Source organism: Arthrobacter sp. zg-Y820 (assembly GCF_030142155.1).
In the GTDB taxonomy this organism is placed as follows: Bacteria; Actinomycetota; Actinomycetes; order Actinomycetales; family Micrococcaceae; genus Arthrobacter_B.
Map to the genome: position 1 here is coordinate 146,346 of NZ_CP126247.1, position 13,584 is coordinate 159,929.

At 67.4% G+C, this 13,584-nt stretch carries 16 protein-coding genes and 3 tRNA genes; 12 read left to right on the plus strand and 7 right to left on the minus strand.

All coding sequences use genetic code 11. The features are described 5' to 3' along the window. The first annotated feature begins 69 nt into the window (after window positions 1–69). The 3 genes from QNO08_RS00710 to QNO08_RS00720 all read left to right on the plus strand — a co-directional run bounded on the left by QNO08_RS00710 (window position 70) and on the right by QNO08_RS00720 (window position 2,967). On the plus strand, window positions 70–1,617 hold the full coding sequence (locus QNO08_RS00710) for an APC family permease (protein ID WP_229966605.1): 1,548 nt from the start codon (window positions 70–72) through the stop codon (window positions 1,615–1,617). Between the two features lie 68 nt (window positions 1,618–1,685). Next, window positions 1,686–2,018 carry a thiamine-binding protein gene (locus QNO08_RS00715; protein WP_229966606.1) on the plus strand — a complete coding sequence of 111 codons (333 nt, stop codon included), beginning with the start codon at window positions 1,686–1,688 and terminating at the stop codon, window positions 2,016–2,018. Between the two features lie 70 nt (window positions 2,019–2,088). Continuing rightward, window positions 2,089–2,967: a spermidine synthase gene (locus tag QNO08_RS00720; protein ID WP_229966607.1), complete on the plus strand. Its 879-nt coding sequence runs from the start codon at window positions 2,089–2,091 to the stop codon at window positions 2,965–2,967. Between the two features lie 105 nt (window positions 2,968–3,072). Here QNO08_RS00720 and QNO08_RS00725 read toward each other — a convergent pair whose 3' ends face one another. Next, window positions 3,073–4,503 (minus strand): NCS2 family permease, encoded by a 1,431-nt coding sequence (locus QNO08_RS00725; protein WP_229966608.1) that lies wholly within the window; start codon window positions 4,501–4,503, stop codon window positions 3,073–3,075. A gap of 97 nt (window positions 4,504–4,600) precedes the next feature. Next, a complete protein-coding gene (locus QNO08_RS00730) occupies window positions 4,601–5,281 on the minus strand; it encodes an NAD(P)/FAD-dependent oxidoreductase (protein ID WP_229966609.1) in 681 nt (226 codons plus the stop codon). A 283-nt stretch (window positions 5,282–5,564) separates the two neighbouring features. Here QNO08_RS00730 and QNO08_RS00735 point away from each other — a divergent pair, with 283 nt between their 5' ends. Further along, window positions 5,565–6,557 carry a universal stress protein gene (locus QNO08_RS00735; RefSeq protein WP_229966692.1) on the plus strand — a complete coding sequence of 331 codons (993 nt, stop codon included), beginning with the start codon at window positions 5,565–5,567 and terminating at the stop codon, window positions 6,555–6,557. Between the two features lie 42 nt (window positions 6,558–6,599). On the opposite strand, the gene QNO08_RS00740 is transcribed toward QNO08_RS00735, so the two are convergent. Continuing rightward, window positions 6,600–7,529, minus strand: coding sequence for a cation diffusion facilitator family transporter (locus tag QNO08_RS00740; RefSeq protein ID WP_229966610.1), 930 nt, complete (start codon window positions 7,527–7,529; stop codon window positions 6,600–6,602). A 10-nt stretch (window positions 7,530–7,539) separates the two neighbouring features. Next, entirely contained in the window at window positions 7,540–7,899 is a 360-nt protein-coding gene (locus QNO08_RS00745) for a metallopeptidase family protein (protein ID WP_229966693.1), read from the minus strand. 158 nt (window positions 7,900–8,057) lie between these two features. Between QNO08_RS00745 and QNO08_RS00750 the strand changes: the two genes are divergently transcribed. The 8 genes from QNO08_RS00750 (at window position 8,058) to QNO08_RS00785 (ending at window position 10,967) form a co-directional block, all read left to right on the plus strand. After that, window positions 8,058–8,130: transfer RNA gene (locus tag QNO08_RS00750), tRNA-Glu, on the plus strand. A 59-nt stretch (window positions 8,131–8,189) separates the two neighbouring features. Continuing rightward, a tRNA-Asp gene (locus tag QNO08_RS00755) sits at window positions 8,190–8,263 on the plus strand. Between the two features lie 58 nt (window positions 8,264–8,321). Then, window positions 8,322–8,397 (plus strand) — tRNA-Phe (locus QNO08_RS00760). Window positions 8,398–8,719: 322 nt separating this feature from the next. Next, window positions 8,720–9,109, plus strand: a complete 390-nt coding sequence (locus QNO08_RS00765) for an Asp23/Gls24 family envelope stress response protein (RefSeq protein ID WP_284024585.1) — start codon at window positions 8,720–8,722, stop codon at window positions 9,107–9,109. An 88-nt stretch (window positions 9,110–9,197) separates the two neighbouring features. Beyond that, window positions 9,198–9,389: a DUF2273 domain-containing protein gene (locus QNO08_RS00770; RefSeq protein WP_152220571.1), complete on the plus strand. Its 192-nt coding sequence runs from the start codon at window positions 9,198–9,200 to the stop codon at window positions 9,387–9,389. Further along, window positions 9,386–9,781: a hypothetical protein gene (locus tag QNO08_RS00775; RefSeq protein ID WP_229966612.1), complete on the plus strand. Its 396-nt coding sequence runs from the start codon at window positions 9,386–9,388 to the stop codon at window positions 9,779–9,781. The genes QNO08_RS00770 and QNO08_RS00775 overlap by 4 nt, the downstream gene beginning before the upstream one ends. Further along, on the plus strand, window positions 9,778–10,359 hold the full coding sequence (locus tag QNO08_RS00780) for a DUF6286 domain-containing protein (RefSeq protein WP_229966613.1): 582 nt from the start codon (window positions 9,778–9,780) through the stop codon (window positions 10,357–10,359). The genes QNO08_RS00775 and QNO08_RS00780 overlap by 4 nt, the downstream gene beginning before the upstream one ends. Further along, window positions 10,356–10,967: a hypothetical protein gene (locus QNO08_RS00785; RefSeq protein WP_229966614.1), complete on the plus strand. Its 612-nt coding sequence runs from the start codon at window positions 10,356–10,358 to the stop codon at window positions 10,965–10,967. The genes QNO08_RS00780 and QNO08_RS00785 overlap by 4 nt, the downstream gene beginning before the upstream one ends. Window positions 10,968–11,030: 63 nt before the next feature. Here the strand turns inward: QNO08_RS00785 and QNO08_RS00790 are convergent, their stop codons facing one another. From QNO08_RS00790 to nadE, 3 genes are read right to left on the minus strand one after another with little or no spacing between them, the layout of a single operon-like run. Further along, a complete protein-coding gene (locus QNO08_RS00790; protein ID WP_229966615.1) occupies window positions 11,031–11,885 on the minus strand; it encodes a DUF8083 family protein in 855 nt (284 codons plus the stop codon). A gap of 2 nt (window positions 11,886–11,887) precedes the next feature. Continuing rightward, window positions 11,888–12,691, minus strand: coding sequence for an exodeoxyribonuclease III (locus QNO08_RS00795; RefSeq protein WP_229966616.1), 804 nt, complete (start codon window positions 12,689–12,691; stop codon window positions 11,888–11,890). 41 nt (window positions 12,692–12,732) lie between these two features. Next, window positions 12,733–13,557 (minus strand): NAD(+) synthase, encoded by an 825-nt coding sequence (gene nadE, locus QNO08_RS00800; RefSeq protein WP_229966617.1) that lies wholly within the window; start codon window positions 13,555–13,557, stop codon window positions 12,733–12,735. Window positions 13,558–13,584 lie beyond the last annotated feature (27 nt).

Genomic DNA, 13,584 nt, shown 5'->3' on the forward strand with positions numbered 1-13,584 from the left:
CCTCCGCCTAGGGCTGCGGCCTAGGATTGGTCGGTTAGTTTTGACGTTTACCCGAACACAAGGACCACCGTGAGTCTCTTCCGAACAAAGCCCATTGAGGATTCCCTGGCGGACGCCGACGAGCCCGGACGCCGGCTTAAGCGGACCCTGACAACCTGGGACCTCATGATCATGGGTGTCGCCGTTGCCGTTGGCGCCGGAATCTTCTCCGTTGGCGCCAATGCCGCCGCTAATTTCTCCGGCCCCGCCGTCACCCTCTCCTTTGTCCTGGCCGCCATCACCTGCGGTCTGGCGATGATGTGTTACGCCGAGTTTGCCACCGCGATTCCGGTCGCCGGATCCGCTTACGTGTTCACCTACGCCACCATGGGCGAGCTGGTGGCCTGGATCATCGGCTGGAACCTGATCCTGGAACTGTTCACCGCTGCTGCCGTCATCGCCAAGTACTGGGGCATCTACCTCAGCGAGGTGTTCAGCCTGCTGGGCCTGGACATCCCGGCCACCGTTGACCTCGGCATCGTGGACCTGACCTGGGGGCCGCTGCTGATCGTTGCGGTCTTCACCGTCCTGCTGGTGATGGGCACCAAGCTGTCCGCGCAGGTGGGCAACGTGTTCACGCTGATCAAGATCGGCGTCGTGCTGTTCGTGATCATTGCCGGCTTCTTCTACGTCAAGGCCGAGAACTACATCCCCTTCATCCCGGACAGCGTGCCGACCGAGTCGCTGGGCAGCCAGAGTGTGCTGCAGCAGTCGCTGTTCTCCTTCATGACCGGTGCCGCGCCGGCCCAGTACGGCACGCTGGGCGTCTTTGCCGGCGCAGCGATCGTGTTCTTCGCGTTTATCGGCTTTGACGTCGTGGCCACCTCGGCCGAAGAAGTAAAGAATCCGGGCAGGACCCTGCCGCGCGGCATTTTCGCCGGCCTGGCACTGGTCACCCTGCTCTACATCGGCGTTTCCCTGGCTCTGACCGGCATGGTTCCCTACCGCGACCTGGCCGCCGTCGAATCGCCGAACCTCGCGACCGCCTTCACCCTCGTGGGCAACCCCTGGGCGGCGCAGGTGATCGCCGTCGGCTCCCTGATCGGCCTCACCACGGTCATCATGGTGCTGCTCATGGGCCTGGCCCGCGTGGTCCTGGCGATGAGCCGCGACGGCCTGCTGCCGCGCTCCCTCTCCAAGACCAGCGACAAGCATGCCACCCCGGCCCGGCTGCAGATCATCTGCGGAACCCTGGTCGCCCTGGTGGCCGGTTTCACCCAGGTCGACGTCCTGGAGGAAATGATCAACATCGGTACCCTTTCCGCCTTCGTGGTGGTCAGCGCCGGCGTCCTGGTCCTGCGCCGCAAGCGCCCGGACCTGAAGCCTGCCTTCCGCGTGCCCTTCGGCCCGGTGCTGCCCGTGCTCTCGGCCCTCCTCTGCCTGTACCTGATGACCAACCTGTCCGTGGAGACCTGGATCTACTTCGCCGGTTGGCTGCTGATCGGCTTCCTGATCTACTTTGCCTACGGGCAGCGGCATTCCCGGCTGAACGACAAGTTCAAGGATCTCCGGATTGCCCAGCGGGCCGAGCGCGCCGAGCGCCTTGAGCGGGAGCAAAGCTCGGCCCCGGAGGCCTGATTTTGCTCTAGCCTGCCTCCTGCCGCCGCTGCCTTGAGTTCTCGGGCAGCGGTGGCAGACTTGGCACTATGCTTGTTGCCTTCTCTGTAGCCCCGTCCGGCGTCGGTCCGGATACTCCCGCAGGCCCCGGCGCTGCTGATGCCTCGGTGCACGACGCCGTCGCCGCTGCCGTCCGGATTGTCCGCGAGTCCGGCCTGCCCAACCGCACCGATTCCATGTTCACCACCGTGGAGGGCGAGTGGGACGAAGTCATGGAAGTGGTTCGCCGCGCCACGGAGGCGGTGGGCCGCTACGGCAGCCGGGTGTCCCTGGTCCTCAAGGCGGACATCCGGCCCGGCCATGTCGGTGAACTCGAGGGCAAGGTGGAACGCCTGGAGGCAGCGCTTAAACTGAAAGCATGACCCCCACCATCAGCCGGACAGCGGACGCCTGCACGACCCGGATTTCCCGGCCCCTCCGGACGGTTGCCTGATGGGCCGGCAGCGGCCGGGCAAGGCCACCGCGGAGGCCGCGGAAACCGCCGGCTCACCCGAAGCCGGGCCGGTGGCCGGGACCTTCCCCATCGACACCGGAACCTGCGAACTCCTGCCCGACCAGTTCAATCCCAACGGGTGGATCCTGAAGGTCAACGGCGTGCACAGTTCGCACATCGACATCGCCGATCCCCGGCAGCTGGACTTCGAGTACATGCGCTGGATCGCCGCCCTGGTGGATACTCACTGGGACGCCGACGCAAAACTGCGCGCCCTGCATCTGGGCGGAGCGGCCTGTTCCATGGCCCGCTACTTTGCCGCCGGCTTCCCGAACGCGCGGCAGGTGGTCGTAGAACTGGACGGCCGCCTCGCTGAACTGGTGCGGGCCTGGTTCGACCTGCCCCGCGCGCCCCTCATGCGGCTGCGGGTGGGGGAGGCCCGCGAGGTTACCGAAACCCTCCACGACGACAGCCGCGACCTGGTGATCCGGGACGTGTTTGCCGGCGCCAAGACCCCGCCCGCCCTGACCACCGTTGAATTCACCGCCGAGGCGGCGCGCGTGCTCGCGCCCGGAGGGCTGTACATCATGAACTGCGGCGACACCCCGGATTTGCGGGGAGCGCGGCGGGAAGCTGCCGCGGTGTGCGCAGTTTTTGCCCACACCGCCATCGTCGCTGACCCGGCCATGCTCAAGGGCCGGCGCTACGGGAACATGATCATCGCCGGCAGCGACCAGCCCTTCGCCGGCCACCCCTCGCTGCCCCGGACGCTGCTGGGCGGCGGAGTTCCCGCCCACCTGTGGGACGACGCGCAGGTTAGGGCCTTCGCGGCCGGCACACGGCCCCTGACGGACGCCCGGTCGGCCGGCGTGAGCTGACGTCCCGGAAGCATCGCCGCCGGCGAATCACGGACCCCGTGCCACACCAAAAAGCCGCCCGAAGTGCATAGCGCACCTCGGACGGCCGTTTGCTGTCGGTTCCGGTTAGACTCCGAGAGCCGAGGAAATGGCTCCCACGGAGAAGAACACCACGAAGGCTGCGGCGACAACGTACATCAGCGGGTGGACTTCCTTGCCGCGGCCCTGGAAGAGGCGGATCAGGACGAAGGTAATGAAACCGGCACCGAGGCCGTTGGCGATGGAGTAGGTGAACGGCATCAGGACGATCGTCAGGAACGCCGGAACGGCCAGCCCAATGTCGCTCCAGTCGATCTTGCCGACCTGCGAGACCATGAGGTACCCGACAACCACCAGTGCCGGGGCGACGGCCTCAAACGGCACCAGGTAGATCAGCGGGGTCAGGAACATGGCCATGAGGAAGAGCAGGCCGGTGACCACGGAGGCCAGGCCGGTGCGGGCACCTTCAGCAATGCCGGAACCGGATTCCACGAAGATCTGGTTGGATGAAACACCGGCTGCGCCGCCGGCGATGGCGCCGGCAGCATCCACCAGGAGCACGCGGTCCACGTTCGGGATGTTGCCGTCCTTGTCGATGGAGCCGGCTTCGGTGGCCAGCCCCACCATGGTGCCCATGGCGTCAAAGAAGATGCTCAGCAGGATCACGAAGGCCAGCAGGGAGGCGGCGACGACACCGAGGGTTTCGAAGGAGCCGAAGACGCTGACCTGGCCCAGCAGGGAAAGGTCCGGTGCCGCCCATTCCGGCATGCTCGGGGTAACCAGCGACCAGCCGGTGGCCTCGCCGGCACCCTGGGACCCCGGAGAGGCCACCAGTTCCACGATCACTGCGAAGATCGTCGAGGCCACGATTCCGATCAGGATGGCGCCCTTGACGTTGCGGGCCATCAGGCCGATTGTCAGGATCAGGCCGAACACAAAGACCAGGCTGGGCCAGCCCAGCAGCTGGCCGCCGGTGCCCAGTTCCACCGGAACGGTGGTGCCGGCCGCGTCGGGAACCCGGCGCACGAAGCCCGCGTTCACAAATCCCAGGACGGCAATGAACATGCCGATGCCGACCACGATCGCGGTCTTGAGGCTTGCGGGAACGGCTTTGAAGACGGCCGTCCGGAAGCCGGTAAGCACCAGGATGAACATCGTCACACCGGACAGCAGGACCAATCCCATGACATCGGGCCAGGTGAGTCCTTCATTGGTAGCCACTGTCGCTGCGACGAAGGCATTTACGCCCAGGCCGGTGGCGAGGGCGAACGGGTGCTTGCCCCAGGCGCCCATGATGATGGTGAGCACACCGGCCACCAGCGCCGTGGCGGCTGCGACAGCCGGACCGGCCAGAGTATTGCCCGCCCCATCTTCACCGCCGAGGATCAGCGGATTCAGCACCACGATGTAGCTCATGGCGAAAAACGTGGCCAAACCACCCCGGACTTCGCGGGATACGGACGAACCCCTTTTGGAGATTTCAAAATACCGGTCCAGCTTTGAACCTTGTTTGAGCATGACGCGTCCTCTGAATGGGTGAGCTTGGTGGGGGAGTCTCGCAGGTCGATCTTATCGCGCGCTTTCTGCCGGGGGCGGCGGGCCCTGCAGCCGTCTTCTACGCGGTGCGGTAGCGAAGCACCGATGCGCCGGCGAGGGTTGCATTGCGGGCAGCAACTTCCTGCCCGGCCCGCTTGGCCTGCCGGACAAGTTCACGGGTGGGAACGGTCAGCGCCTCGCCGGCCCCGACAACGTAGAGCCCCACGCTGCGCAGGGCGTCCCCCAATTCCGCACCCGCAGCAAAGCCGAGGGTGCGGACCAGTTTCACCAGGGCCGGCTGCCCGCAGCCGGCGAGGACCACGGCATCGGCCAGCAGGACTCCGTCGCGGGTTCGGACCGTCCACTTCATGCCGTCCGCCTGTTGGGCGGGGGCTGCGGAACCGCGGAGCAGGCCCACTTCCTCGGCGGAGGTGCCGCGGCGAATGTCCAGGGAATGTCCCGCCGCGTAGCCGCGAAGGAGTCGCAGCAGGTCTGCCCGCTCCGGCAGGCTCCAGGCGTCCGGGACGGGGCAGTGCAGAGATTCGGTGTCCTGCCGGAGACCGTTCAGGACAATCGGATGGATGCCTTGCCGGCTCAGTTCGCTTGCAACCGCCAGTCCCGGCAGGCCGCACCCCACCACGACGGCGGCCGTCGCCTCGGGCCGGCGGCCAGCCGCCGGCGGTCCACCGTTTTTCGCGCTGCTCGGTTCCCTGCCGTCCGGTTTTCTGCCGTTGGCTCTGCTTCCCGTTGACTTACCCACCGAGGCAACCCCCTGACGTAGATTCAGGCTGCGGGAACGGCGCCTCTTCCGGTCCCGCAGATGCATGTCCCCCGGGGTGCCGGGGACGGTCTTTCGGTCGCAATGCCCCGAAGCTTATCTGCCTTTGCCGCCCGTGCGCAGTGCCGCAGCCGGTGTGTTTCGGCAGAAGGCGCGGCCCGGCGGCGGGCACTGTAGGCTACCGAAACAAGCACTTATCCGGGCGTTCCGAAGGAGCGCAGCAGCCGGGATAAACCGAGAGGGGTGCGGCACTGTGAGCGGTTCAATGTGGAGCGAAGACAGCGGGCTGGAGGGATCGCCCGGCATCGTCGTCGGCGTGGACGGATCCGACCAGAGCATCTGTGCCCTGGTCTGGGCCGCCAAGGAAGCGGAGCGCCGGCGGAGCCCGCTGCACGTGGTCACGGCCTACACCGTCCCCATTTTCGCGGCCTCCTCCATGGACGCCGGGTACACCACCATGGACGACGCGATCATCCGCGACGGCGCCCAATCGGTGTTGAACAAGGCCCTGGAACGCATCAGCCGGTACGACATTGAAGTATTTCCGCGGGTTGAGACCGGCGACGCTGCCGCCGTCCTCCTTGAACTCTCCGAGGAAGCGGACCTCATGGTCGTCGGCTCGCGTGGCCGCGGCGGCTTCGTCGGACGCCTGCTGGGATCGGTCTCGAGCGCCCTGCCCGCGCATGCCAAATGCCCCACCGTCGTGGTGCCGCTGCGCACTGCCGGCAGGCTGCCGGAAGCCGGTGTCCGGCCTCCGGCCGGGGCGCCGACGGAACAGACCGTCGAGGATGTGGTGGTGGTGGGCGTCGACGGGTCGGAACAGGGACGTGCCGCGTCCCTCGTCGCCGCGGAGCAGGCGGTGAACCGGGGCCTGCCCCTGCAGATCCTGTGCGCCTTGCCGCCGTTCAGCGGCTCCCTGGCATGGGTTCCGGCTCCGCTGGACCTGGAGGCGCTGCACGAAGAAGTCTCCGAGCAGCTGCAGGCCGGCCGGGCCTGGCTGCAAAGCCACTTCCCGGGCCTGCCCATGTCGGTGCAGCTGATCGATGGTCCGCCGGCTGAAATCCTGATGGACCGCACCGCGTCGGTGGAGCTCCTTGTCTTGGGCACGCGCGGCCGCGGAGGTTTTGCGGGAATGCTCATGGGGTCCACCAGCCAAAGCGTGCTGCACCATGCCAAGGGGCCGGTCATGGTGGTTCCGGACCACGAGGACCCGCGGCTGGCGGATCGCCCGGCCTTCGGGTCCCTGCCCGAGGAGTAGCCTCCGGTCGGCAGCGCCGCCCGCCCGGGGCGTGCCCGGGGATCAGGCGTGCTGGTGTCCCTCATGCACGGCGTGGCTGGCCGGTTCGAGCTGGAACGTGCAGTGCTCGGTGTCAAAGTGCCGGCTCAGGCAACCGGTCAGCCGGTCCAGGAGCTGATCCATCCGCTCCGAGGTGAGATGGTCGTCGTCGACCACCACATGCGCCGAAAACACGGGGACGCCGGAGGTGATGGTCCAAATGTGGATGTCATGGGCGTCCGAAATGCCCTCGACCCGCACAATGTGCTCACGGATCATCTCGGTGTCCACACCCTGCGGCGTCGCCTCCAGCAGGACGTCGATGACCTCCTTCAGCAGCGCCCAGGCGCGCGGCAGGATCATGAAGGCAATCAGGATCGAGGCCCAGGTGTCGGCCTGCTGATAGCCGGTGAGCATGATGACGACCGCCGAGACTACGACGGCGGCCGAGCCCAGCAGGTCGCCAAGGACCTCCAGATAGGCTCCGCGCACATTCAGGCTCTCCCGCCGGCCGCTGTGCAGCACCAGCAGGGACGCCAGGTTCGCCAGCCCGCCGACCACCGCCGCGCCGAGCATGAGGCCGGTGTGCACCTCCGGTTCTGACCCGAAGCGGCGGACGGCTTCGACAAAGATCACCGTGGCAATGACGATCAGCAGCACGGCGTTGGCCAGAGCCGCGAGGACCTCGGCGCGCTGGTAGCCGTAGGTGCGGCGCTTGGTTGCCGGGCGGGTGGCGATCCAGGCGGCCAGCAGGGCGATGGAAACTCCGGCGGCGTCGGAGAGCATGTGGCCGGCATCGGCCAGCAGCGCCAGCGACCCGGAGAGCAGGGCGCCGGCGACCTGAATGAGAACCACGCTGATGGTGATCAGGAAAACGATCAGCAGTTTGCGCCGGTGCCGTCCCGTTGCGGTGCCTGCCTGCAGTCCGTGACTGTGGCCGTGATGATCTCCCATGCCCTTAAGGCTAACCCCAGCCGAGTTCGTGCAGCCGGGCGTCGTCGATCCCGAAATGATGCGCCACTTCGTGAATGACGGTGATGCGGATTTCGTCGACCAGCTCGTCGCGGGAGGAGCACATCCGCATCAGCGGCCCGCGGAAGATCACAATCCGGTCCGGCAGCGACCCTGCGTCCCACCAGGAGTCACGTTCCGTCAGCGGCGTCCCGTCGTAGAGGCCGAGCAGTTCGGTTCCCGGATCCTCGCCGGGGCCCGGCACATACTCATCCTCGATGAAGATGGCGACATTGTTCATGGCTGCCGCCAGGTCTGCGGGGATGGAGTCGATGGCATCATCAACTGCGGTCTCGAAGTCTTCCGGAAGCATCTCTATGGGCACCTAAGCCACTCTAGTGGCGGGTCCGCCGCCGGGGGCCACCGCGCCCGTTTTGCTGTTTTCCCCAACAGGCCCTATAGTTTTATGAGTCCACCGGGGCGCAAACGAACGGAAACTTCCGCTCAAAGGCGTTCCTGTGTGTTCTGAAGGCCCCCATCGTCTAGCGGCCTAGGACACCGCCCTTTCACGGCGGCGGCACGGGTTCGAATCCCGTTGGGGGTACTCATGAGTGGTAATCGGGCCGGTGAAATGCTGGTAGAGTTTACACTCGTGAAAAGTAAGGCCCTGTAGCGCAGTTGGTTAGCGCGCCGCCCTGTCACGGCGGAGGTCGCGGGTTCGAGTCCCGTCAGGGTCGCTCAGATTTTCTGAAGCGATTTGGAAGATCTCGGTGATCATCGGTTGCGATGATGCCCGGCTCTGTAGCTCAGTTGGTAGAGCGTTCGACTGAAAATCGAAAGGTCACCGGATCGACGCCGGTCGGAGCCACCAGCTAAAACCCCGGACTTACGAGTCCGGGGTTTTTCTTTGTCCGGGCACGGTCCGGGGCTGGAGCACCGGAGCGCTTGCACGGCTGGGCGGGAAGCGCGCCTGCCCAAGAAGTGGGACGCAGGATACGCTGGGCTGCATGGATGACGCCCCGAACCAGACCTTTTCTTCAGCCCAGGAACCCCCTGCCGCCAGCGGTTCCTCCGACGCGGCGGCCGCCCCCAGGACGCCGGCGCATGCGCCCGCTCCGGCGCCCGCACCCGCATCGGCGGGGGTAGCCGCCGCGGCGCCCGCGGCGCCCGCGGCGCCCGTCCGCCCGGAGGATATCGGCGGCAAGACCGCCATTGGCGAGCAGGCCGTGGCGAAGGTTGCCGCCATTGCCGCACGCACGGTTGAGGGCGTGTACTCGCTGGGCACCGGCTCCGGCCGGGCGCTCGGGGCGGTCCGCGATGCAGTCGGGGCCTCCAACGCCACGCAGGGCGTGCACGTGGAAGTGGGGGAGACCGAAGTTGCCGTCGACATCACGCTGGTGGCCGTGTACGGCATGCCGCTCACCCGGATCGCAAACAACGTGCGGGCGGCGGTGTATTCGGCGGTGGAATCCCTGGTCGGCCTGCGCGTGGTCGAAGTGAACGTCGACGTGAACGACGTGCAGATCCCCGGCGCCCCGGAAGGCCGCCCTGACAAAGCCCGGCCCGGGACTGCTCCCGCCTAGCCGGAGCGGGCCAGGCGGGAGCAAGCGGTATAGGGTCGAGGGAGCCAGTGAACATGTCACCAGGGAACACCGTCATGAGGCAGGGACAATGAAACCAACCGTTACGGGCATGGCGATCGGAGCCGTTTTGGCCTTCACCGCCCTGATTTTTGATTTTTGGGGCTTCCTGCTGATGGCGCTGTTCATCGCCGTGGGTGCCCTGTGCGGGCGCGCCGCGGAAGGCAAAGTCGATTTCCGCACCGTCCGCGATGCGCTGACCGGACGCCGTTCATCCTCGTGAGCTCCGCAGTTTTGGCCGCTGCCCCCGCCGCTGACCGGAACTCCGGCCTCGCCGGCCACAACCGCATCAGCACCCAGGCGCTGACCTCCACAGCCAAGGCGGCGGCAGCCGAGTTCTTCGGCGTCCCTCCGGCCGCCATCCGTGTCACCTGGTCGGATGACCAGGGAATGCTGGCTCTGTCCCTGTCCCTGCCGGTTTCGCTCCCCGCGTTGAACCGGATTGCCGCGGACCCCGGCCTTGTCGACCGCGCCGGCGGTTCCGTCTGGGACCGCGCGCACGCCGCGAAGCCGCTCTTGAAGGACAAGGTCACCGCACTGACCGGATCGCTGGTGTCCCGGGTGGACATCCGCGTGACCGGCGTTCAGCTTCACGAAGGAAGCAGGGTCCGTTGAACAACGACTCCCTCACCCGGCGGATCGTGCGCCGCGAAACCCACGCCAGCCGGACCTCCGCTTCCATGATTGCCGCGTTTCTGGGTCTCCTCTTCTGCCTCTACGTCCTGCTTGAAGCAACGCTGCAGGCCCTGGGCCAGGACGCCTGGCTGACCGACCCGGCAGCGCTCGGCACCTGGCTGTCCGGCCTGCCCGCGGAAACGGACACCACTGTCCTGGGGCTCAGCGGCCTGCTGATCCTGCTGGTCGGACTGGGTTTCTTCCTGCAGGCAGTCCTGCCGGGCCGCCGCCCCCGCTATGCCCTTCCCAACCCGCGGGCCGCCGTCGTCGTGGACGCCGAGGTGCTGGCCTCCTCGCTCGCCCGCCGCGCCCGCCTGACCGCCGGCATCAGTGCCGAGCAGGTGCTGGTCACCGTCGGCCGCACCCGGGTGGACGTGCGGATCCGCCCGACGTCGGGCATTCCCGTGAACGCGGAGGAGGTTCGCAGCGCCGTGCAGGAGGAACTGCAGCTGACCGGACTCGACCCGCAGCCCGACGTCCGTGTGCAGGTTTCCACGCTCGGGGTGATCGGACAGTGAACCGGACTCCGCGGGCGCTGAACCGCATCCTGCTGGGGCTGCTGGGGCTGATCGGCATCGGCGTCGGCGGCGGACTGCTCTGGATCAGCCTCGACGGCGGGGCGGCCCGCCGCTGGCAGTCCTTTGCCCCCGACGCGATGGACCGGCTGCAGGAATTCGGGGCTGAAACAGCCCTTCCCGGCCAATCGCAGAGTTGGATCTGGGTGCTGCTGGCCCTGGTCATGGTGCTTTTGATCGTGCTGCTGATCCTCTGGGCGGCGGCGCAGGGCCGCGGGCGGACCGGCACCCTGGTGTCGGAATACAACGACGACGGCGCGCCGGGCCGGGTCGCGATCAGCGGCGGCGTGGCGGAGCAGGCGCTCCGGTCGGCGCTGCAGGAAGACCCCGACGTGGCCGCCGCCGCGGTCAGCACCTACGACGTGCGGGGCAGGTCGGCGCTGCGGATCCGCATCACGCCCCGGCAGGGGGCGGCACCGCACCTGGTTGCCGCAGATGCCACCCGCCTGGTGGAGGCCCTCGACGTCGCACTGGGGCGCGAAGCGCCGGTGCTGATCAGCATCGAGGGTGGCCGCAAGCTGCGCTTCAACCGCGAAGACCGGGTCCGCTGACCCTTCCCTCCCCCCGCCCCACCGCGGCGGTGTGGCAGGGGAGTGCGCGGGAGGGGGCGGGCGTCAGCTGGCGCGGGCCAGCTGGCGGATCGGAATCCAGCGGTTGGCCAGCCGCCGGTAGGAGGCGGCGGCTCCCGTCATGTCGCCCTCGGCCAGGGACTCGATGCCCAGCCGGACATCCGAGGGCGAGTCATCGGGAAAGACCAGGTCCGCCACCGGGCCGTAATCCAGTTCCAGGACCGCGTCCTCGGAGAAGATCTCCAGCCAGTTGATGAGTTCATCCAGCTCATCCAGCAGGTCCAGCTCGGGGGCGGCCAGGGCCAGCGCCGCCATGGCCCGCCGGGCGCGGTCCAGGCACTGGTCGACGGGCGCGGTCAGGCGCACGGTCTGCACCTTCCCGTCGTCCTCCACGACTTCGGCGTGGTCGTCTTCGTGGAGCAGCACGAACCAGCCGAACGGCACGCCCCAGGTGGCGCTGCGGGTGTGGAGGTGGGCCAGGGAATCCGCGAAGGAGTCGGGATCGATCCGTGCCGCGTGCGCCTCGCGGGCCACCTCGGGGACCAGCACGTCCACCAGCGGCCCGCGGATGCTCTCGCCGAGCGATTCCGCTGCCAGGGAGGTCCGGACGGCCAGCTGGTTGGGACAGTACAGCCGGCGGGTGCTTCCTTCATGGCCCGGGTAGTGCAGCACCCGCACCAGGTCCGTGGAGCCGTGCGGAAACGGATCCGAGACGGCGCGGACCAGCCGGCGCATGGCGTCGCTGCGGTCCAGGACCTCGGTTTCATGCCGGCCGCGCGTCCGCTGCTCCAGGATGGCCAGCTGCTGGTTGTCGTCGAACACGTCCAGCGGCTCGTAGACGCGCAGATGCGAGACATAGGGGAACGTGCGGTAAAGGGAGCGCTGGGGCCGCGCGCTCATGGTCAGTCCAGCTCCACCATCACGGGCGCATGGTCGGAGGCACCCTTGCCCTTGCGTTCCTCCCGGTCGATGGAAGCGCCGGTGACGCGGGCGGCAAGAGCCGGGGAGCCGAGGACGAAGTCGATGCGCATGCCTTCCTTCTTCGGGAAACGCAGCTGGGTGTAATCCCAGTAGGTGTACACGCCGGGTCCCGGAGTGTAGGGGCGGGCGACGTCGGTAAAGCCGGCGTCGAGGAACGCCCGGAAGGCCTGGCGTTCAGGCTCGCTGACGTGCGTGTGGTTCTCGCGGCGGAACAGCTCGATGTCCCAGACATCATCATCCTCCGGCGCGATGTTCCAGTCACCCATCAGGGCCAGCGGCAGGTCCGGGTTTTCCTTGATCCAGCCGGCGGCTTGGTCCTTCAGGACATTCAGCCACTCCAGCTTGTAGGGCATGTGCGGATCGTCCAGGGACCGGCCGTTGGGCACGTACAGGCTCCACACCCGCACGCCGTTGCAGGTCGCGCCGATCGCGCGGGCCTCCGAAGCGGTGGTTTCCGCGGTCTTGCCGAACTTCGGCTGGCCCGGGAAGGTGCGCTCGACGTCGTCAAGCCCCACCCGGGAGGCAATCGCCACGCCGTTCCACTGGTTCACGCCGAAGTGCGCCACCTCGTAGCCGTTGTTCTCAAAGACTTCCCACGGGAAATTCTCGTCCTTGGCCTTGGTTTCCTGAATGGCCAGGACATCGACGTCGGAGCGCCGCAGCCACGCTTCAACGCGGTCGGCACGGGCACGGATGGAGTTCACGTTCCAGGTAGCAATCTTCACCCTTGCTACGTTACCGAATCTGCCGCCGGATCAGGGCATGCTCAGGGCTTCCACCACGTGTCCAGGATGCTGACGGGCACGGTCCGCTTGTGCCGGGTGGCCAGGAACCGGCGCTCGATCTTCTCGGCCGCGTCCTCGGAAACGGTCCGGCCTTCGAGATAGTCGTCGATGGTGTCGTAACTGATGCCCAGTTCCGTCTCATCGGTCTGGCCGGGCACGTCATCGAGCAGATCGGCCGTGGGAGCCTTGCCGATCAGGCCCGCCGGCGCGCCCAGCTCCGCCAGCAGCTTCCGGTTCTGGCGCTTGTTCAGCCCGAAAAGGGGCAGCACGTCGGCGCCGCCGTCGCCGTACTTCGTGAAGAACCCGGTCACCGACTCCGCACCGTGGTCAGTGCCGATGACCAGCAGGTTGTGCTGTCCGGCCACCGCGTACTGGGCGGTCATCCGTGCCCGTGCCTTGATGTTGCCCTTGTTGAAATCGCTGATTTCTTCCCCGCTCATCTTCACGTATTCCTCCATATAGCCGTCCACCGCCGGAGCGACGTTGTAGACCCAGGAGAGGGCGGGGCGGATGAATTCCAGGGCGGCCTGCGCATCGGCCTCATCGTGCTGGACCTGGTAGGGCAGGCGCAGGGCGATGAACTGCGCGGTGGTGCCCTCGGCCGCGAGCTCGTCCACTGCCAGCTGGGCGAGCCGCCCCGCCAGCGTGGAGTCCACGCCGCCGCTGATGCCCAGCACGAACCCGTTGGTGTGCGACGCGGCGGCGTAGGCCTTCAGGAAGTCCACCCGCCGGCGGATTTCGGCGGCGGCATCGATGTCGGGCTGCACGCCCATTTCCGCAATGATTTCAGCTTGTAGTTGGCGCATGAGCTCCACCCTATATCTCCCGTTCCT

Excerpts from the sequence above, each read along its gene's own strand:
- QNO08_RS00725 (WP_229966608.1), bottom strand. The coding sequence starts at position 4,503 with ATGCTCAAACAAGGTTCAAAGCTGGACCGGTATTTTGAAATCTCCAAA.
- QNO08_RS00790 (WP_229966615.1), bottom strand. The coding sequence starts at position 11,885 with ATGAGCGCGCGGCCCCAGCGCTCCCTTTACCGCACGTTCCCCTATGTC.
- QNO08_RS00735 (WP_229966692.1), top strand. The coding sequence starts at position 5,565 with ATGTGGAGCGAAGACAGCGGGCTGGAGGGATCGCCCGGCATCGTCGTC.
- nadE (WP_229966617.1), bottom strand. The coding sequence starts at position 13,557 with ATGCGCCAACTACAAGCTGAAATCATTGCGGAAATGGGCGTGCAGCCC.
- QNO08_RS00745 (WP_229966693.1), bottom strand. The coding sequence starts at position 7,899 with ATGCTTCCGGAAGACTTCGAGACCGCAGTTGATGATGCCATCGACTCC.
- QNO08_RS00770 (WP_152220571.1), top strand. The coding sequence starts at position 9,198 with ATGAAACCAACCGTTACGGGCATGGCGATCGGAGCCGTTTTGGCCTTC.
- QNO08_RS00720 (WP_229966607.1), top strand. The coding sequence starts at position 2,089 with ATGGGCCGGCAGCGGCCGGGCAAGGCCACCGCGGAGGCCGCGGAAACC.
- QNO08_RS00715 (WP_229966606.1), top strand. The coding sequence starts at position 1,686 with ATGCTTGTTGCCTTCTCTGTAGCCCCGTCCGGCGTCGGTCCGGATACT.
- QNO08_RS00740 (WP_229966610.1), bottom strand. The coding sequence starts at position 7,529 with ATGGGAGATCATCACGGCCACAGTCACGGACTGCAGGCAGGCACCGCA.